Annotated in this window: 11 protein-coding genes; 3 read left to right on the top strand and 8 right to left on the bottom strand. The window is 70.1% G+C overall.

Annotation, left to right across the window (positions count from 1 at the left end; translation table 11 throughout):
• Positions 1 to 15 precede the first annotated feature (15 nt).
• Positions 16 to 8,934, top strand: coding sequence for a hypothetical protein (locus tag ACYBYQ_RS18685; protein WP_459615922.1), 8,919 nt, complete (start codon positions 16 to 18; stop codon positions 8,932 to 8,934).
• 20 nt (positions 8,935 to 8,954) lie between these two features.
• On the opposite strand, the gene ACYBYQ_RS18680 is transcribed toward ACYBYQ_RS18685, so the two are convergent.
• Both ACYBYQ_RS18680 and ACYBYQ_RS18675 read right to left on the bottom strand, forming a co-directional pair.
• Positions 8,955 to 10,163, bottom strand: coding sequence for an MFS transporter (locus ACYBYQ_RS18680; RefSeq protein WP_459615921.1), 1,209 nt, complete (start codon positions 10,161 to 10,163; stop codon positions 8,955 to 8,957).
• Positions 10,164 to 10,171: 8 nt separating this feature from the next.
• Positions 10,172 to 10,723, bottom strand: a complete 552-nt coding sequence (locus tag ACYBYQ_RS18675; RefSeq protein WP_459615920.1) for a GNAT family N-acetyltransferase — start codon at positions 10,721 to 10,723, stop codon at positions 10,172 to 10,174.
• A 133-nt stretch (positions 10,724 to 10,856) separates the two neighbouring features.
• Between ACYBYQ_RS18675 and ACYBYQ_RS18670 the strand changes: the two genes are divergently transcribed.
• Positions 10,857 to 11,771 (top strand): LysR family transcriptional regulator, encoded by a 915-nt coding sequence (locus tag ACYBYQ_RS18670; RefSeq protein WP_459615919.1) that lies wholly within the window; start codon positions 10,857 to 10,859, stop codon positions 11,769 to 11,771.
• Positions 11,772 to 11,819: 48 nt separating this feature from the next.
• Positions 11,820 to 13,679, top strand: a complete 1,860-nt coding sequence (ilvD, locus tag ACYBYQ_RS18665) for a dihydroxy-acid dehydratase (RefSeq protein ID WP_459615918.1) — start codon at positions 11,820 to 11,822, stop codon at positions 13,677 to 13,679.
• Here the strand turns inward: ilvD and ACYBYQ_RS18660 are convergent.
• The 6 genes from ACYBYQ_RS18660 to ACYBYQ_RS18635 form a co-directional block, all read right to left on the bottom strand.
• Positions 13,669 to 14,391 carry an RraA family protein gene (locus ACYBYQ_RS18660; protein WP_459615917.1) on the bottom strand — a complete coding sequence of 241 codons (723 nt, stop codon included), beginning with the start codon at positions 14,389 to 14,391 and terminating at the stop codon, positions 13,669 to 13,671. The genes ilvD and ACYBYQ_RS18660 overlap by 11 nt on opposite strands.
• Positions 14,392 to 14,411: 20 nt before the next feature.
• Positions 14,412 to 15,287, bottom strand: a complete 876-nt coding sequence (locus tag ACYBYQ_RS18655) for a TauD/TfdA dioxygenase family protein (RefSeq protein ID WP_459615916.1) — start codon at positions 15,285 to 15,287, stop codon at positions 14,412 to 14,414.
• 29 nt (positions 15,288 to 15,316) lie between these two features.
• Positions 15,317 to 16,285, bottom strand: a complete 969-nt coding sequence (locus ACYBYQ_RS18650; protein ID WP_459615915.1) for a Bug family tripartite tricarboxylate transporter substrate binding protein — start codon at positions 16,283 to 16,285, stop codon at positions 15,317 to 15,319.
• Positions 16,206 to 17,525, bottom strand: coding sequence for an alpha-hydroxy acid oxidase (locus ACYBYQ_RS18645; protein ID WP_459615914.1), 1,320 nt, complete (start codon positions 17,523 to 17,525; stop codon positions 16,206 to 16,208). The genes ACYBYQ_RS18650 and ACYBYQ_RS18645 overlap by 80 nt, the downstream gene beginning before the upstream one ends.
• A 103-nt stretch (positions 17,526 to 17,628) precedes the next feature.
• Positions 17,629 to 18,549, bottom strand: coding sequence for an IclR family transcriptional regulator (locus ACYBYQ_RS18640; RefSeq protein ID WP_459615913.1), 921 nt, complete (start codon positions 18,547 to 18,549; stop codon positions 17,629 to 17,631).
• Between the two features lie 12 nt (positions 18,550 to 18,561).
• Positions 18,562 to 19,530, bottom strand: coding sequence for a Bug family tripartite tricarboxylate transporter substrate binding protein (locus tag ACYBYQ_RS18635; protein ID WP_459615912.1), 969 nt, complete (start codon positions 19,528 to 19,530; stop codon positions 18,562 to 18,564).
• Positions 19,531 to 19,559 lie beyond the last annotated feature (29 nt).

Here is a 19,559-nt window from a genome sequence, read left to right as displayed (position 1 = left end):
CCACCGGATGCCTCCATGTCGCGCCACAACACGCAAAAGAACCGCCAGATCGCAGGCAAGACCATCCTGGCCATGAGCCTGGGCATGGTGTTCGGGCCGTCGGCGGCCCGGGCCGAGGAAATGAACTGCAGCGCGGGCACGACATGTCGCAAGCTGGCGGAGGGCTCCGTCTATACCTCGTCAGCCGGTACGACCAGCACGGGCGCAGACGGAAACAGCCATGACGGCAGGGAAGGCAAGCCGGGGGGCAATGTCGAGGTGCTGGACCAGGGCGCCGTCTTCAACCTGGACCCCGCGGCAGGCGGCCGCGCGCTGAGCTCCTGGACGGGGGCTATCTATGCCACCTCGACGGGCGGCGACGGCAGCGAAGAAAAGGATGCCGGCGATGCCGGCAGCGTGAGGCTGGAGAGCGCCGGCCAGGTGAACATGGTGGTCGGCGACCAGAATGGCCTGGGCCAGGTCGCGGCCGTGCTCTACGGCCGAAGCAGCGGCGGCCACGGCGACAGCGACGAGCACGACACCGACGGACACGGCAACGGCAACACCAACAACGATACGGACGGCGGCCACGGCGGCGCGGGGAACACGATCGAGGTCCGTACGTACGGCACCGGCCTGTACCGGGTGGCAGGCAAGATAACCCAGGACATGTCCGGCATCTTCGTCGCCAGCGCCGGCGGCGATGGCGGCGAGCAGAACTCGTCTGACCTGGGCATCGGCGACCAGTTCGGCGGCACCGGCGGCGACGGTGGCAAGGTGCACGTGGCCAACTCCGGCTCATTCATCTTCGCGGGCGATGCCCTGGCGGGCAGCACCGGCAACAAGCTGAGCATCGTCGATGGCATCCTGGTGGGCCTGATCCGGGCCGATTCGCATGGGGGCAAGGGCGGGCCGGACAACGGCGCGGCAGGCAACGGCGGCGCGGTGAGCATCGAGCACCAGGACGGCCTGTTGCAGATGGTGGCCGATGCAGGCAGCAATACCCTGGTATATGGCCTGCGCGCCACGTCCGAGGGGGCCGAGGGCGATGGATCGAACGATTCATCGGATCCGGGGGGCCAGGGAGGCCGGGCGGGGAACGTCACCGTGACCGTGGCCAGCGATATCGATATCAACGTATCGAATGCCGCCGGCGCGGCCATCCAGGCGGTATCCGAGGGCGGCAAGGGCGGATACGGCCCCCGGCAGGACCACAGCGGCGGCGCCGGTGGAGCAGGCGGAGACGTGGCCGTGACACTGGACTCGACGACGCCCTACACCATCACCACGGCGGGCGGCGCCTACCTGTATGGCGTGGAGGCGCAATCCAAGGGCGGCTTCGGCGGCGACGGCGACAGCTCGGTGGCCTTGGCGGGCCAGCCCGGCGGCGCCGGCTATGGCGGCAACGCCGGCAACGTCACGGTCGATATCGGCAGCAACGTCGCGATATCGACGGCCGGTTCCTATTCCTCCGGCGTGGTGGCCTATTCCATCGGTGGCGGCGGCGGCACCGGCGGCGATTTCTATTCCATCCTGGGGGGCGGCGGCAAGGGCGGCGATGGCGGCGCCTCCGGCATGGCCAAGGTGCAGAACGCCGGGGCCATCGCCACCGCCGGCGACTGGGCCTTCGGCATCGACGTGCAGTCCAATTCGGGCGGCGGCGGCGCGGGCGGGCTGGGCGTGGACGCCGTGACCAGCGTGGGCGGCGACGGCGGCATAGGCGGCGCGGCGGGCGTGGCGGACGCCTTCAACACCGGCTCCATCACGACGCGGGGATATGGCGCCGTCGGGATGAGCGCGCAAGTCATCGGCGGCGGCGGCGGCAATGCCGGCGTCACGGCCGGCCTCGTGTCGGTGGGCGGCAGCGGCGGCGCATCGGAGGGGGAGGGGGCGGATGGCGGCGTGGCGCACATGTCCAATTCCGGCGTCATCACGACCCTGGGCGACGCAGCGCCGGGTATGAGCGCGCAATCGATCGGCGGCGGCGGAGGCAATGCAAGCGGCATTGTCGGCATCGTCACGGTGGGCGGAACCGGCGGCAGCGGGGGCGACGGCGCCTCGCTTCATTTCGACGGAGGCGGAACCGCAGGGCAATTGGGCACGATCCGGACGTCCGGCAATTTTTCCTACGGCGTGATCGCCCAGTCCACCGGCGGCGGGGGCGGCAATGGCGGCGATACGCTCGACATCGGCATCGGCGGCACGGTGAGTGTGGGCGGGTCGGGCGACGGCGGCGGCAACGGCGGCAAGATCAACTTCTATGGCGGGGCGCCGGCATCGATCGCGACCTCGGGTCACAACGCACACGGGATATTGGCGCAGTCGATAGGCGGCGGCGGTGGCGCCGGCGGCGACATGCTGCACGGCGGAGCCGAGGTCGCGGCACTGATCGTCGGCGGCGATGCGGCTCAGGGAGGCGACGGCAATGACATTGCCCTGTTGTGGCAGAACCTGGAGGTGGACACCTTCGGCAGCGCGGCGCGCGGCATCGCACTGCAGTCCATCGGTGGCGGCGGCGGCAGCGCCGGCGGCCTGCGTGCCGAGGATATGTCGATCATGGGCCAGCTCATCGTCGGCGTGGGCGGAACGGGCGGCGATGGCGGGCACGGCGGCGACATTTCCACCCAGTTGGGCGGGGCGTCGATCCATACCCACGGCCCGGACAGCCCGGATTCCGGCAATGACCCCGGCAACGGCGGACAGACCGATGGCGAAGGCCACAAGGTGTCGGACGCTTCGGCAGTCGTCGCCCAGTCGATCGGCGGCGGCGGTGGCTCGGGCGGGGATGTGAAGGATCAAAGCGGCATGATCGGCATCATCTTCACGGAAATCGGCACGGCCGCAGCGTGGGAAAACCTGGTCGTGGTGGGCGGCCAGGGCGGCAACGGCGGCGACGGCGGCAAGGTCTGGACCACCATCTGGGATTCGGACCTGGGCACGGAAGGCCAGTTTTCCCATGGCGTGTACGCGCAATCGGTCGGCGGCGGCGGCGGCGACGGCGGCGCGGCCTCTGCCTTTTCGGTGGATGCCGTGTTCGGCCTGGAAAGCATCAACATCCAGGACGAGGCGGCGGTGGGCGGCCGGTGCGTGAGCCCGGGCGACGGCGGAGACGGAAGCTGCGCGGGCGGCAACGGCGATGCGGTCAGCGTCGTCCTGGGCGACGGGGATGGCGTGGGCCGGACGGTGCTGCAAACCAGCGGAGATTATTCGAACGGCGTGCTCGCCCAATCGATAGGTGGTGGCGGCGGCGACGGCGGTTCGGCCAACGCCTACTCGTTCGACTTCGAGACGGGCGTCGCGGTCAGCGCCGCCGCCCTGGTCACCGTCGGCGCCCAGGGCGGCGCGGGCGGAGACGGCGGTCCCGTGGACATCGATGTCTATGACGACGTGCAGATCGCCACCACGGGCTCGGGGGCGCGCGGCCTGGTGGCGCAGAGCGTGGGCGGCGGCGGCGGCACGGGGCAGGGCACCGCGGTGTACGTGGGCGCCGAAGGCCAGGTCACCAAAGCGCTGGAAGGCGGATTCGCCATCGACGTCGGCGTCGGCATGACCGGCGGCAGGGGCGGCGATGCCGCGGAAGCCAAGGTGGGGCACCTGGGTGTGATCTCGACCACCGGGCGTGACAGCGACGGCGTGCTGGTGCAGTCCGTCGGCGGCGGTGGCGGCGTCGGCGGTTCGATGGGCGCCGACGAGGGCGATATCCTCGACACCGTATTCAATGCGATCAAGGCCACGCTCGATCACAACCCCCTGAGCGCCAATGGCAGCATCACGGTGAATGTGGGCGGGCGGGGCGGCGAGGGCGGGGACGGGGGCGCGGCCCGGCTGGTGGCGGGCGGCACCGTGCTGACTTCGGGCGATTATGCCGATGGCATCGTGGTGCAGTCCATCGGCGGCGGTGGCGGGATCGGCGGCGGCAGCTATTCCACGAATTACCTGGACTGGCTCGACCTGAACATCGCGGTGGGCGGCCGAGGCGGCGTCGGCGGCCAGGGCGGGGAGGCGTCGGTGACCTTGTCCAGGCAGGCTCAGATCCAGACGCAGGGGTACGAGGCCTATGGGGTGCTCGCCCAGTCCATCGGCGGCGGCGGCGGGCAGGGCGGCAGCGGCACCCTGGCCACCAAGGGGCGGATCGAGATCGGCGCCGGCGTGGGCGGAACCGGCGGCGACGGCAATGACGGCGGCACCGTCGACTTCAAGTCGGACACCGCCAACCGCATCCAGACCTTCGGCGATGCGGCGCATGCGATCGCCCTGCAATCCATAGGCGGCGGGGGCGGAACGGGCGGGCTGACGCAGGGCGTGGGCGGCACCCGGGTCGGCGTCTCGCTCGATTTCACGCTGTCGATAGGCGGCTCGGGCGGAGACGGCGGCGATGGCGGCGCCGTGAACATGTGCGCGGACACGAACTGCAGGCCCGTCGGGATCTATACGGGCGGCCACCTGGCAAGCGCCCTGGTGGCGCAATCGATCGGCGGCGGGGGCGGCATCGGCTCGCTCGGCAGTCCGGACCAGGAGCCCGGCCTTGGCGGCAGCTTCAACCTGGACCTGCTGCTGGGCGGGGCAGGCGGCGACGGCGGCAAGGGCGGCACCGTGAGGGTCGATGGCGTGCACGACATCACCACCCGGGGGGACTTCTCCCATGGCATCGCGGCGCAATCGATAGGCGGGGGCGGCGGGCTGGCCGGCGTGAATGACCCGCTCGGCATGAGTTTCAACACCACGCCGCCTTTGGGGTCGCCCGAGCACTCGCTCATGACCGAGCTCCAGATGCTGATCACGCTGGGCAGCCTGGCCGACGGCAACGTCGGCGATGGCGGCGTCGTCGCGCTGACGAGCAAGGGCACGATCGCCACCGTGGGAGACGGGTCGAACGCGCTGGTCGCGCAATCGATCGGCGGCGGTGGCGGCATGGCGGGCACCGTGCTGAAAGACGACGCCGATGCCGGCACGGCCGATGCGTGGTCGGACGATGCGGAGATCACAAGATCCTTGACGCTGGGCGCCGGCGGCGATGCCGTGGGCACGGCGGTCGGCAGCAGCGGCGATCCCGATGCCGGCGCGGCCCAGCCCGTGGTGCGCGTGTCGCACGACGGCACCTTGCTGACCAACGGCACCTGGGCCATGGGCGTGTTGGCGCAATCGATAGGCGCCGGCGGCGGCGTGGGCCATGCCGGCCTGGCGGTCGACGGCACGTTCGACAACGGCGCCGCCAATATCCAGGTGGGCAGCCTGGGGCGCACCGGCGCGGCGGGCGGCGTGGATGTCCAGGTGTCGCGCCATACCGGCAGGATGCTCATGACGACCGGGGCGGGGGCCTACGGCATTCTTGCCCAGTCGATCAGCCAGGGCGGCGGGCTCGGCACCGGCATGGTGGCCGACAGCGCCGCGGTGATACATGTCGGGGGCGGGTCGGATACGGTGGCGGTGGTATCGGGCGATGCCGCCGGCAGGGTCTCGGTGAACATGGACCAGGGCATCTATACCTGGGGCGATCACGCGACCGGCATCGCGGCCCAGTCCATAGGCGGAGGCGGTGGCGTGGGCGGCGTGCTGGCGCTGGAAGGGCGGGGCCTGGCCGGCGCCGACCTGCACGTCGGCGGCTACATGGCGGGCGCGGGCGGCGACGTTTCCGTGGCGACGGGCTGGATCGTCAGCACGGCAGGCGACGGCGCCTACGGCCTGGTCGCGCAGTCGATAGGCGGCGGAGGCGGGATAGGCGTGATCGGCGTTGCCGACTCGGGCTCGCCGGGTTCGACCAAGGTGCGCATCGGCGGGGCAGATCCTGCGGACGCGGACGACGAGGTTGGCGGGAACGGGGCTGGCCACATCGACCTCGACCTGGACGGGCAGATCCAGACCGCGGGAGCCGGCGCCGACGGCGTGGTGGTTCAAGCCATCGGCGGCGGCGGCGGGCTGGGCGGGGCCACCGGTAGCACGTCGCTCGCCGGCGTGGCGGGCGGCCCCACCGGCGCACCCTATGCGCTGGACCTGGCTGTCGGCGGCGCGGCGGGCACAGGCGCGGGCGGCTCGATCGGCAGCGCCGACGATCCTGCCCGCCTTGCGGCACGCGTGACGACCTATGGCGACTTCGCCGAAGCCGTGCTGCTGCAGTCCATCGGCAGCGGGGGCGGCCAGGGCGGCGCCTCTGCATCGGGGGCGGCGCCCATATCATTGAATCTGCGGGTGGGCGGCAATGCCAGGCCGGCGGGATCTTCCTCCGCGGAGCAGTCGGGCGGCGGATCCATTGCACTGCGGTTCGACGCCGGCGGCGACAACAACGCCGCCTACACCAATGGCTACGGGGCCAACGCCGTGGTCGTGCAGTCGATCGGCGGCGGAGGCGGCGTGGCGGCGTCCTCGGCCGCGGGCGGCACGGGCACCGTGCAGGCGGGAGGCATCGATGGCGCCTGGGGTTCGGGCGGCCAGGTACAAGTGCTGCCGTCCAGCTCGGTCCGGGCGAGCACGGCCGGCCAGAGCGCGCATGGCCTGGTGCTGCAGTCCATCGGCGGCGGCGGCGGGCTGGCCACGGTATACGGCGGCCCTGCCGATGCGGGCCCGGCGCGGTTCGGCCTCGTCGCGGGCGCTGGCCAGGCCGGCAGCGGAGACGGCGGCGCAGTAAGCCTCACGACGGGCGCCGACGTGACAACACAGGGCAAGGGTTCGATCGCCGTCGTGGCGCAGTCTGTCGGCGGCGGCGGCGGCATCGTCAGCGCGGGCGACGCTGCAGTCCTGGGCAGCGTCAGCCTGGGCGGCGGCAGCGAGGTGCGGGGCGACGGCGGCGCGGTGTCGGTGGCGCTCACCGGAGGAACGGTCGCCACCCAGGGTGCAGGCGCGCATGGCGTGGTGGCGCAGTCCGTGGGCGGCGGTGGCGGCATTGCCGGCGATCTCGGCCAGGCCATTTCGCTGGACACCGCCGGCTGGGCCAGGACCAGTGGCCAGGTATACGGCAGCGGCGGCGATGTCACGGTGGCGATACAGAACGCCGTGGCCACCACGGGCGCCAGCGCGCACGGCGTGATCGCCCAATCCATAGGCGGCGGGGGCGGGCTTGCCGGATCCGCGCAGGGCGGTTTCGCGGGCAGCGTGAATTCCGCCACGGGCAATACCGAGAACTGGGCGGGCCGGATCGACGTCACCGTCGACGGATCCGTTAGCGCCACTGGCGACGGCAGCGTGGGCGTGTTCGCCCAGAGCGCAGGTTCGGACCAGAAAGGCTCCCCGGCCACCGTCACGGTCAACGGGACGGTGACGGGCGGCTCGGGCAGCGGGGCCGGCATCTGGGTGGCAGGCAATGGCGTGGGGGAAAGCCTGGTGGAGATCGGAACCGGCGGCGTGGTTTCCGCGTTGTCCGGCATCGCCGTGCGCTACGACGGCGACGCCGCCATGCTCATCCGCAACCATGGCGTGATGGACGGCGGCAAACAGTGCGGGGATCCGGACGCCTGCCGGATCGAGAACGCGCCCACCGGCAAGCTGGTCGGCGCGGCCCTGTACCAGGCCGATGTGTCCAATGCCGGGGAACTGGTCGTGGGACGCGCCGGCGGCTTCGGCCGCCTTACCGTTGCAGGCGACTACACCCAGGCAAGTTCCGGCGTGCTGCGCGCCGATGTCGATTTCGCGGGCATGCGCGCGGCCAGGATGACGGTGCAGGGCGATGCGCACCTGGACGGCCGCTTCGAGCTGGCTGCCACCAGCCTGCTGCCCAGCCGCGAACTGACCGTGCTCGAGGTCCAGGGCACGTCCACGGGCGCGCTGCAGGCCGCCGACTCGCCCATCTTCGATTTCGATGTGCGGCAGGCGGGCGGCCAGCACCGCATCACGGTGCAGGCCGCCGACTTCAATGCCCCCGGCCAGCAGCTGGCGCGCAGCCAGCGCGCCGTCGCCGGGCACCTGCAGGAAATCTGGGACCGGGGCGGCACTGTGGAGACGGCGCCCTTGTTCGCCGTATTGAACACGGCGGCCAGCCAGGGGCCGGGCGCCTACCGTGAGCGGCTGGCGGGCCTGTCGCCCGGTGTGACCCTGGCGCCGGCGGCGCAGATGGCGGCCGGCATGGGACGGTTTGCCGGGTCGATGATGTCGTGTCCCGACATGGAGCGCGTCGGTACCGACGGAATCGAACGGGATTGCTTCTGGGGCCAGGTATCGCGGCGCAGCACCGACCAGGACGCGGCAGACGGCATCTCCGGCTTTTCGTTCGACAGCACCACCTACCAGGTCGGCGGGCAGCGCGAATTCCGCCCGGGCTGGTTCGTGGGCGGGTCGGTGGCCTACCAGAACGAGCGCGTGCGGGCCGATGACGGGCGCGCGGGCGGCAGCGGCGATGCGGGTTATGCGGGGGTGGTGCTGAAGCACCAGGCCGGGCCGTGGGTGTATGCGGCGGCGCTCAGCGGCGGCTACGGCTCATACGACCTGGACCGCAGCCTGGGCATCGACGGCTACGACCGCGAGGCCGGCAGCAGCCCCGAGGCCTACAGCCTCGGCATGCGGCTGCGGGTTTCGCGCCACATCGGCGTCACCGACCGGTTCTACCTGAAGCCTTATGTGGACCTGGACGCCCTCTATGCGCGCATGCCCGGCTATACCGAATCGGGCGGGCCGCTGAGCCTGCGCGTGGACAGCAGCGACCAGTTCGTGGCCGGCCTGTCGCCGACGCTGGAAATCGGCGGGCGGGTGGACCTGCCGCAGGGCGCAACCATGCGGCCGTATGCCTACGCCGGCGTGTCGCTCCTGAGCGAGGATTCCTGGGAGACCAAGGCGCGCTTCAAGGGAGCGCCCGCGGGCAGCGGCGGCTTCGACACTTCGCTGCCCGGCGACAACGTGATCGGCCGCTTCGGCGTGGGCATGCAGGTCAACAACCGCTCGGGGCTGGATTTCCGGCTGCAGTATGACGGCGAGGTCTCCAGCCGGGCCACCAGCCATGCCGGCCAGCTGAAGGTGATGTACCGGTTCTGAATGCGGGGTGGCGCGCCGCGCTACCCGCCGGCATCCCCGGGGTGCCCGTGCCTTGCGCCGGCGCCGAACCGCAGGTACAGCCAGGCCGAAGCCGCCAGGATCGTCATGGACAGGATGATCGAGGCCGCCATGGCGGCCCGCGGCCCTTGCCAGGCGATCAGTTCGGCGTAGGCCACCGGGCCGGCGGCCGTCAGCAGGAAGCCCGGCACCAGCAGGCGCCCCACCAGCGCGCCGTATATGCGGTAGTCGAACAAGGCCAGCGGCAGCGTGCCGCGAGTGATGGTCAGCAGGCCATTGCAGGCGCCGTACAGGCCGGCGTAGAGGGCCGCCGCAACCGGGTGTCCGGCCAGCGTGCCGGCCAGGAAGCACAGCGGCATCGCGGCGCTGGTGGCCAGGTTCAGCATCAGCGGATGCACGCGTCCGCCGAACAGCAGTTCCAGCAGGCGCGCGCTGACCTGGCCGATGCCCCACAGCGCCGAGATGCCCACCGCGGCCGACGCGGCCAGGCCCAGGCCGGTCAGCATGGCGATCAGGTGCGTGGCATTGGCGGCGGTGAGGAAGTTGGCCAGCATGGCGATCAGCGCGTACAGCGCTTGCGCCAGCCGCCGGTCGGCCGGCGTGCGGGCCAGTCCGGGGCGCTCGGCAGCCTGTTGCGGACCGGCCGCATAGCGGGCCCGCGGCAGCGCCAGGAAGAGCGGCAGCGTCAGCAGCGCGAACACCGCGTACCCCAGTACCGCGCCGCGCCAGCCCAGCCATTGCGCCAGCAGTTGGCCGACCGGCCACATCACCGTTGAGGCCAGCCCGCCGAACAGGGTGATCTGCGACATCGCCCGCCGGGCCTGCGGGCCGCCGATGCGGGCCAGCGTGGCGAACGCGGCGTCGTAGAGCGTCAGGCGCATGCCCACGCCCAGCACCACCCAGGCCGCGTAGTAGGGCGCCGCCGAATGCGCGCAGGCCAGCAACGCGCAGCCCAGGGCGATCAATATCGATCCCGCCGGCATGACGCGCTGGCCGCCCCAGCGATCGATGGCCTGCCCCGCCATGGGCGACGCCACGGCCATGATGACGATGGCCAGGGAAAAGCCGCCGTAGATCCGTGCCGCGCTCCAGCCGAGGTCGGCCTGCATGGCGGGGCCGAAGTTGCTGATCAGGTAGAACGAGACGCCCCAGCCCACGAGCTGGGTGATGCCCAGGCAGATGACGGCGCGTGCGGGAATGACGGGAGGCACGGGCGGGCTCAGGCGCGGCGGTCCGGGGGCGCGGCGCGGTCGCCCTCGCCCAGTTCGCGCTGCATCAGCACCGTGTCGCGCCATTGGCCGAGCTTGTGGCCCACCGAGCGCAGCGTGCCCACCGGATGGAAGCCCTGGCGGGCATGCAGCGCCAGCGATCCGGCATTGCGGCTGTCGCCGACCACGGCCAGCATCTGCCGCCAGCCTCCGGCCGTGCAGCGGGCGATGAGCTCGGCCAGCAGCCGGTTGCCGATGCCGCGGCCGCCCCAGCCCTGCTCCACGTAGACCGAGTCCTCCACGGTGTACCGGTAGGCCGGCCGCGGGCGGTAGGGCGTGGCGTAGGCATAGCCGCGCACCACGCCGTCGACCTCGGCCGCCAGGTAGGGCAGGCCGCGCGCCAGCACCTCGGCGCGGCGCTCGCGCATCTGGGCCTCGGTGGGCGGCTCCAGCTCGAAGGAGGCCGTGCCGTGGCATACGTGGTGCGCGTAGATGCGCTGGATGGTGGCGATGTCGTGATCGGTGGTGTCGCGGACGATCAGGGAAGCAGGGGATGCGGGCATGAGGATGACGGAAGCGGACCGGGAATACCCGCGTAGTTTGCGCGGAATCGTGGGATAAGAGAAGCTTTGGATGGTTTTGCGATGTATAAGTAAAACTTCGGATACGGCTTGCCGCCTGCCTGCGGCGCCCCTCATGCGCGGCCTCAATCTCGACCATCTCCGCATCTTCCTCGACGTGATCGAGCACGGAAGCTTCTCGGCGGCGGCCGAGCGGCACGGCCTGAGCCAGCCTGCCGTGAGCCAGCAGGTGCGCCAGCTGGAACGCCGCTATGGGTTGCGCCTGGCCGAGCGCGTCGGCCGCCGCGTCGCCGCCACGGCCGCGGGGCTCACGCTGCTGGAGCACATCCGCCGCATCGACGCCGCCGTGGCCGAGGCCGAGCACGCCATGCAGTCGCACTCGTCCGGCGTGGCGGGGCGGGTGCGGCTGGGCACGGGCGGCACCGCCTGCACCTTCCTGCTGCCCGGCCTGCTGGCTCGCCTCAGGCAGCGGTTTCCCGATCTCGACGTGGTGGTGAGCACCGGCAACACCACCGACGTGCTGCGCGACATCGAGGCCAACGCGCTCGACGCCGGCCTGGTCACCCTGCCCGCGCCCGGCCGCATGCTGCAGGTGACGCCGGTGCTGCGCGATGAGTTCGTGGCGATCTTTCCCGCAAGGGCCCGCGTGCCGGCGCGGATCGCGCCCGACGTGCTGGCGCAGCGGCCGCTGGTGCTGTTCGAGCCGGGCGCGCACACGCGGCGCCTGGTCGACGAGTGGTTCGAGGCCGCCGGCATGCGGGCGCGGCCCGTCATGGAGCTGGGCAGCACCGAGGCCATGAAGGAGATCGTGGCCGCCGGCCTGGGCTGCGCCGTGCTGCCCCGCCTGGCCCTGGGCGGCGACGCGGCCCGGCGCGGTCGCCTGGTGGTGCGCCCGCTCGCGCCCATGCTGCAGCGCGAGCTGGCCCTGGTGATGCGCCGCGACAAGCCCGTCAGCCGCGGCCTGCGCCAGGTGGCCGACCTGCTGCTGGCCCTGCGGGCGCAGGGCCCGGCGCGGCAATCCGGCGTATGATTTGAGGTTTCCGCCTTGCCCATACGATAAGAACCGACCGAGACCGCCATGCCGCACTATCGTTCCCGCACCTCCACCCACGGCCGCAACATGGCCGGCGCCCGCGCCCTTTGGCGCGCCACCGGCATGCAGGACGGCGACTTCGGCAAGCCCATCATCGCCGTGGTGAACTCGTTCACCCAGTTCGTGCCGGGCCACGTGCACCTGCGCGATCTCGGCGCCCTGGTTGCCCGGGAGATCGAAGCCGCGGGCGGCGTGGCCAAGGAATTCAACACCATCGCCGTGGACGACGGCATCGCCATGGGCCACGGCGGCATGCTGTATTCGCTGCCGTCGCGCGAGCTCATCGCCGACTCGGTGGAATACATGGTCAACGCGCACTGCGCCGACGCCATGGTGTGCATCTCGAACTGCGACAAGATCACCCCGGGAATGCTCATGGCCGCCATGCGCCTGAACATCCCCGTGGTCTTCGTGTCGGGCGGGCCCATGGAGGCCGGCAAGATCAAGTCGCCCACCGACGGCAAGGTGGTGGCCAAGATCGACCTCATCGACGCCATGATCAAGGCCGCCGACCCGCACATCACCGATGCCGAGGCCGAAGAGTACGAACGCAGCGCCTGTCCCACCTGCGGCTCGTGTTCGGGCATGTTCACGGCCAACTCCATGAACTGCCTCACCGAGGCCATCGGCCTGGCCCTGCCCGGCAACGGCACCATCGTGGCCACGCACGCCTGGCGCAAGGGCCTGTTCGAGCAGGCCGGCCGCCTCGTCGTGGACCTCTGCCGGCGCTACTACGAGCAGGACGACGCCTCGGTGCTGCCGCGCAGCATCGCCACCAAGGCCGCGTTCGAGAACGCCATGTCGCTGGACGTGGCCATGGGCGGCTCCACCAATACCGTGCTGCACCTGCTGGCCGCGGCGCAGGAAGCCGGCGTGGACTTCACCATGGCCGACATCGACCGCATCTCGCGCAAGGTGCCGTGCCTGTGCAAGGCCGCGCCCGCCACCGACAAATACCACATCGAGGACGTGCACCGCGCAGGCGGCATCCTGGGCATCCTGGGTGAACTCGCGCGCGCCGACCTGCTCGACCTGTCCTGCGGCAACGTGCACAGCGGCACGCTGGGCCAGGCCATTGCGCAATGGGACGTGGCCGGGGGCGCCGGCGAGGCCGTGCAGAAGTTCTACCGCGCCGCGCCCGGCGGCATTCCCACCACCGTGGCCTTCAGCCAGGATGCCACTTTCCTCACGCTCGACCTCGACCGCAAGACCGGCTGCATACGCAGCAAGGAAAACGCCTATTCCAAGGACGGCGGCCTGGCCGTGCTGTACGGCAACCTGGCCGAGAAGGGCTGCATCGTCAAGACCGCCGGCGTGGACGAATCCCAATGGGTGTTCACCGGCAAGGCGCGCGTGTTCGAGAGCCAGGACGACGCCGTCGAAGGCATCCTGGGCGACAAGGTCGTGGCCGGCGACGTGGTGGTGATCCGCTACGAAGGCCCCAAGGGCGGGCCGGGCATGCAGGAAATGCTCTATCCCACGTCCTACCTGAAGTCCAAGGGGCTGGGCAAGGTCTGCGCGCTGTTCACCGATGGCCGTTTCTCCGGCGGCTCGTCGGGGCTGGTGATCGGCCACGCCTCGCCCGAGGCGGCCGAGGGCGGCACCATCGGCCTGGTGCAGGACGGCGACACCATCGAGATCGACATCCCCAACCGCAGGATCCATCTTGCCGTGGCCGACGACGAACTGGCGCGCCGCCGTGCGCAGATGGACGCGCGCGGCGACCGTGCATGGCAGCCCGAGAACCGGCAGCGGGTGGTGTCGCAGGCCCTGCAGGCCTATGCCGCGCTGGCCACCTCGGCCGACCGCGGCGCCGTGCGCGACCTGTCTCAGCTCAAGCGCTGAGGTTCGGCGGATCGTCGCAGGCGGCGTCGATCTCCTTGATCGACATGGCGGCGTAGCGTGCCGCCGCGCCGCTCAGTTCCCATACCGATGCGCCGGCGGCAACTGCCTGCGCCATGGCGTCTTCGCTACGCATCCTCGCCAGGGCTCGCGCCACCGATGCCGCGGCATGGCGGCGAGGCACGCAGACTACCCCGTCGCCGTCTGCGACGATCAGGTCGCCGGGGCACACCTGCACGCCGTCGCAGATCAGCGGCGCATTGACGCGGCCATGGCCCGATTTGTCGGGATGCACGGCGCGCACATGGGTCGACCATACCGGGCATCCCAATGCGCGCACGGTGTCGGTGTCCCGCACGCAACCCTGCACCACGACGCCGGCCAGGCCCTTGCGCATCGCGTAGCGTGCCGCCATGTCTCCCCATTGGGCCCCGGACGTTTCGGCCTCGCAGACCACGATCAGGACATCGCCAGGCTGCGCCAGGTAGAGCGCCCGGTGCATCATCAAGTTGTCGCCGGGCGGGCAGTAGGCCGTGACCGCCGGCCCGGAAATGCTCATGCCGGGCGTCACCGGCTTCATCCGGCCGGACATGAGCCCGCTGCGGCCGTCGGCGTATTCGGCCTCATGCAGGTCCGAGACCGTGACGGCCTGCGCAAGATTGCAGGTTTCGGCATCCACGCGGTTGACGCGCAGGTAGACCAGGGATCGGTTCACCTTGTTCCTCCCGGGCGATATCAATAGGGCGTGCAGTAGGCATCGGCGGGCAGCCGGAATGTGGTGCGCTTCATCAGGCGCGGCTGGTCCAGCCGCATTTCGTCGCGCTTGTGCATGGTGCAGCCGTTGTCCCACATGATGAGATCGCCGTTGCGTACCTTGTGACGGTAGACCAGGTCCGGGTGCCCGCCAGCCTCGAACAGCAATGGCAGAACCCGCGCATTGTCCTGTTCGCTCAGGCCCTCGATCGATACCAGCGTGGTCGGATCGGCATACAGGGCCTTGCGGCCCGTGATGGGATGGGTCAGGACCACCGGGTGCGTGGCATCGGGCAGCGCCATCATGGTCCGGGCCTGGGCGTCGTCCTTCTGCAGTTCCAGGGGGCTCATGATGGCCATGCGCTTCGCGTACCGATAAGTGCCCGTGCGACCGTCGATCAGCGCCTGGATGTCCGCGGGGAGGCGGCCCCAGGCCTCGTATTGGTTGGCCCAGTAGATGTCGCCGCCGCCCTGCGGGACCTCCACGCCGTAGAGCATGGCGCCGGTGGCGGGGGTGCGCATGAAAGTCTGGTCCGAGTGCCATGCCACGTCGTCGCCTCCGGCGAACCCTCCCACGAATCTGCCGTCCGCGTAGCGCAGCGTGCTGAAGTAGATGACCTCGTTCCGATACGGAGAGAGGATGTCCTTGCGCTTGATGATCTCGCACTCGCCGAACTGCTGGCTGAACCGTACCTGTTCGTCTTCTTCGATGGACTGCCGTCGGAATACGAGCACAGGCGTATGGCGCCACAGCGTGCGCAACTGCGCCATGGCGGTGTCGTCGTCGAGCAGTTCGTCGATTCTTTCCTGGACTTCGGAGACGAAGCCTTCGTGCAGGACACGGTGTCTCAAGGTCATGCCTGGGGTCGTCATGGGATGTTCCCTCCTCATTGGGCTTTCATGTTGGCAGCCCGCACGACGTCGGCGTTGGACTGGCGTTCGCTGCGCAGCCATTCCACCAATTCCGCGCGTTCCATCCACGGTGCCGGCTCGAAACCCAGCTTGTGCAGCGTTTCCCGGGTTTCCGGCAGCGCGAGGATTTTCTGCATCTCGTCCGCCAGCCGCGAGCGCACCTCCGGCGGTATGCCGCGTGGCGCCATCAGGACGTTCCACGCAACCACATTGAATTTCTCCAGGCCTTGCTCGGACACCGGGCGCAAGTCCGGCAGCGCGCTCATCGCACGCAGGGAGGTCACGGCCAGGGGGCGAATCCGGTCAAACTGGGCACGGGACGCCGCGACGGTGTCGATCAGGACAGGCACCTGGTCGCCCAGCAGCGCAGCCATGGCTTCCCCTGAGCCCTTGTATCGCACGGCATACAGGGGGACGCCATTGAGCTTCATCATTTCGAACACCAGCTGTGCGGTCACGCTGGGCAGCGCGACGTCCACTTTGTCCGGCCGCGAGCGCGCCAGCTGGAACAAGCCGGCCAGCGAATCCACCTCCAGCTTCGGGCTGACCGACACCACCATGGGGATGAGGGCCGTTGCCGCGATGGGCTCGAAATCTTTTTCCGCGTCGTAGCCGATGTCATCGTACAGGGCAGGATTGAGCGCATGGGTGCCGGATGCGCCCATGAGCAGGTTGTAGCCGTCGGGTGCCGTGCGAGCCGCGTAGGCGGTTCCTATGTTGCCGAAGGCACCGGCGCGGTTCTCCACGACGACGGGCTGGCCCAAGGCCGCAGCCAGTTTCCCTGCGAAGTACCGCGTTGCGATGTCGGTGCTCTGCCCGGGAGGGTACGCCACGATGATTCTGAGCGGGCGTGCCGGGTAGTCGTCAGCCCAGGCTGCTGCGGGAACCAGCCAGGCCAGCAGTGCAGCGGTCAGGCAGGCCAGTTTCCTGAAAATGCTGTCCATCTTCGTCTCCTTCGGTGGATATCGGCGCATGGCCGCTTTTATGGTTTTTCACAGGCGGGCCGGGCATCTCCTGTCTGTGCGCGGTGCCAGCGGCATGGCGCAGGTATCCCGCATGCAATGCGTCATATGCGTGACAGCCGATCTGTGCCAGCACCATGTCGACTTCCGCTCTGACGATCTGTATGGCCCGCGTCACGCCACGTCCGCCTCCCGCCGCCACGGCATACAGCGTGGGCCTGCCGAACAGCGAGAAACGGGCGCCCAGGCACCGGGCCACGACGATGTCCGAACCCCTGCGCACGCCGCTGTCGACGATCAACTCCAGGCTTGGTTGCACGGCGGCACGAATCTCCGGCAGCATCTCGATAGGCGACGGCGCCGCGTCGAGTTGCCTGCCGCCATGGTTCGACAGGATGACGGCATCCACGCCCAGCGCGGCGGCGCGGCGCACGTCATCGGGATGCAGCAGGCCCTTGACCGCCAGCTTGCCTGGCCAGGCAGCCCGGATACGCTCGAGATCGGTCCACATGATGCCCGGCGCCGGCGTCAGGGACCCATACAGGTCGGCGATCTCGCCGGCGGAGGCGTCCGGCCGTCCATAGGGCTGCCAGTTCGGCATCATCGGCACGCCGCCCGTGCGCAGGTAGCGCCACAGCCAACGGGGGTGCCCCAGCGTGTCCAGCACGATGGACGGCGTCATGCGGAACGGACGGCTGAAGCCGTTGCGCCGGTTGCGTTCGCGGTTGGCATTGACCGGGACGTCCACCGACAGCACCAGCGCATGGACACCCGCCGCGCGAGCCCGCTGTATGAGATCTTCGTTGATTGCTGCCGAGCGGGTGCCGTAGATCTGGAACCAGACGTGTTCCGGCGCGATCCGGGCGATATCTTCGATGGCGGCATTGCTGGCGCTGGAAAGCAGGAACGGGATATCGGCGGCCTTGGCCGCGTGGGCCAGCAGCGCGTCGGCGCCCGGATGGAAAAGCCCCGCCAAGCCCGTAGGAGATATCCCGAACGGGCTGGCATAACGGCGGCCCAGCAATTCGGTGGACTGGTCGCGTGTCGAGACGTCGGCCAGATAGCGGGGAACCAGCCGGTATTGCCGGAAAGCGTCCCGGTTGCGCTGCAAACAGATTTCGTCGTCGACACCGCCATCGATGAAGTCGAACGCGATCCTGGGCAGCTTGCGTCGCGCCATGCGGCGCAGGTCTTCGAGGTTGACCGCGGAATCTATGTTCATGTTGCTGGCGGCTGAGTTGTCTCCGCGGACCAGCATATCGATGCCCTCCCGGCCTGCCCATAGCCGCGGGCATCGGAGTTTCACGATCTGAACTTGTGCAGCGTCAGCGGGCATGCGGCGCGCGTGCCGGCAGCATGTCCGGGGGCAGCAGGCGGTCTGCATGGCCTTCCACCTGGCTGGCCACCTCGAACAACATCGTGCGCAGTGTGTCGATCTGGCTGGCACACAGCTGGTCGGCCAGGCCCGTCAGGCACAATGCCGCAAAGGCACGGCCGTCCTCTCCGCATATCGGCGCCGCGTAGGCGTGCAGGCCCGGTGCGACGTCGCCCAGGTTGACGCCGAAACCGTGCCGGCGGGAGCGTGCCAGCATCTGCCGCAGGCCCGGCAGTCTGTCGGGGCCGCGTTGTGCGATCTCCTGCCTGGTGTTGTCATCGAGGATGGCGCGGGCCTCCTCGCGCGGCAGTGTCATCAGGATGGCGGCGCCGCCGACCGACGTGAAGAGCGGACGGCGTGTGCCCACCTGCACGAGGAAGCCTCGCAGCGCGGCATTCCCCTCGCGCACGGCACAGACGTAGTCGTTGCCGCTGCGCAGGATCAGCCACGCGATGGCTTCGGTGCGTCGCGCAAGACGTGCGAGCGGCACCGCGCAGGCGTGCTGGAAGGCGGCGTATCCCGGCAGGGAAAGGCCGAGCTGGAACAGCATGGGCCCAGGGAAGTAGCGCTTGTCGGCGCGCCGCTGCTGCACGAAATGTTCGCGTGCAAGGCAGGCCAGTACCCGGTGTGCCGTGCCCTTGTCCATTTCGCAGCGCGCGGCAAGGTCGGAAAGCCGCCAGCCAAACTCTCCCCGCGATGCCAGTTCCCGGAGAATGCGCAGCGCACGCTCGATACTCTGGGTTCCGCCGTGTTCTCCCGCGGCCACAAGGTGGAGTGCCGGCCGGATGTCCGGTTCGACAGGCGATTTCTCCACGCCCATGTTCGGCCGGCGAGCGGGGGGCGCCGGTACGGCTCGGGCACTGCGCGCCATGGCGCCGCCTCCTCAGTCCACGCTCGCGGCCGAAGCGCGCACCACGCCGCCCCATTTCTGGACGTCGGCCGCAAGGACCTCGGCGAAGACGGCGGGCTGCGTGGGGTAGGGCTCGGCTCCCTGGGCGGCGAAGCTGCGGACGACCTCGGGGTCCCGTAGCACGGCGTTGACGTCGCGATTGATCGTCGCGATGATCTCGGCCGGGGTGCGTGCCGGTGCCATCAGGCCGAACCATGGATTGACGTCGAAGTCGGGGAAGCCCGCCTCGGCGATGGTGGGGATGTCGGCGAACGACCTGGCGCGTTTCGCGCTGGTGACGGCAATGGGCCGCAGCGCGCCGCTCTTGATGGAGCCCGCCACGGACGGCAGGCTGGTGAAGACCACGTCGATGCGGCCGCCCAGCAGGTCCTGCAACGCCGCGGCGGCGCCCCGGTACGGCACGTGCACGAGCTTGACGTCGGCCGCGGCGTTGAACATTTCGCCCAGCAGGTGGTTGACCGAGCCGTTGCCCGCCGAGCCGTAGGTCACGCGGCGCGTCTTGGCCGTGGCGACGAGCTCATCCATGGTGCGAAAGCCGGCACCGGGCAAGGCGACGGCCACGAAGGGCAGGGTGGCCAGCGTGGCCACCGGCGCGAAGTCCGTGCCGGGATCGAAGGCGAGCTTCTTGTACAAGGCGCCGTTGATGGCCTGCGTACCCACATAGCTCATGAGCAGCGTGTAGCCGTCGGGCTCGGCGGCATGGACGGCTTCCATGCCGACGTTGCCGCCGGCGCCCGCGCGGTTCTCGATGACGACGGGCTGGTTCCATTCTTTCGAGAGATGCTGGCCCACGATACGTGCCAGGGCATCGGAAGCGCCGCCGGGCGTCTGGGGCACCACGATGCGCACCGGCTTGGTCGGAAATCCGGATTGCGCCCAGGCGGGGAGTACGGCGGGCGCCAGCAGGGCGGCCAGGGCGAAGGCCCCGAGGAAATTGCGCATGACTGTCTCCTTTTGGTGGTATCGGCTGC

It is taken from the genome of Bordetella sp. 2513F2 (assembly GCF_054642735.1).
The sequence above is the reverse complement of the archived record's forward strand: the minus strand, read 5'-3'. Positions and strand labels throughout refer to the sequence as shown.

What these genes read in the sequence shown, in the direction of transcription:
- ACYBYQ_RS18645 (WP_459615914.1), bottom strand. Translation starts at nt 17,525, where the DNA reads ATGAACATAGATTCCGCGGTCAACCTCGAAGACCTGCGCCGCATGGCG.
- ACYBYQ_RS18635 (WP_459615912.1), bottom strand. Translation starts at nt 19,530, where the DNA reads ATGCGCAATTTCCTCGGGGCCTTCGCCCTGGCCGCCCTGCTGGCGCCC.
- ACYBYQ_RS18675 (WP_459615920.1), bottom strand. Translation starts at nt 10,723, where the DNA reads ATGCCCGCATCCCCTGCTTCCCTGATCGTCCGCGACACCACCGATCAC.
- ilvD (WP_459615918.1), top strand. Translation starts at nt 11,820, where the DNA reads ATGCCGCACTATCGTTCCCGCACCTCCACCCACGGCCGCAACATGGCC.
- ACYBYQ_RS18670 (WP_459615919.1), top strand. Translation starts at nt 10,857, where the DNA reads ATGCGCGGCCTCAATCTCGACCATCTCCGCATCTTCCTCGACGTGATC.
- ACYBYQ_RS18655 (WP_459615916.1), bottom strand. Translation starts at nt 15,287, where the DNA reads ATGACCTTGAGACACCGTGTCCTGCACGAAGGCTTCGTCTCCGAAGTC.
- ACYBYQ_RS18650 (WP_459615915.1), bottom strand. Translation starts at nt 16,285, where the DNA reads ATGGACAGCATTTTCAGGAAACTGGCCTGCCTGACCGCTGCACTGCTG.
- ACYBYQ_RS18640 (WP_459615913.1), bottom strand. Translation starts at nt 18,549, where the DNA reads ATGGCGCGCAGTGCCCGAGCCGTACCGGCGCCCCCCGCTCGCCGGCCG.
- ACYBYQ_RS18685 (WP_459615922.1), top strand. Translation starts at nt 16, where the DNA reads ATGTCGCGCCACAACACGCAAAAGAACCGCCAGATCGCAGGCAAGACC.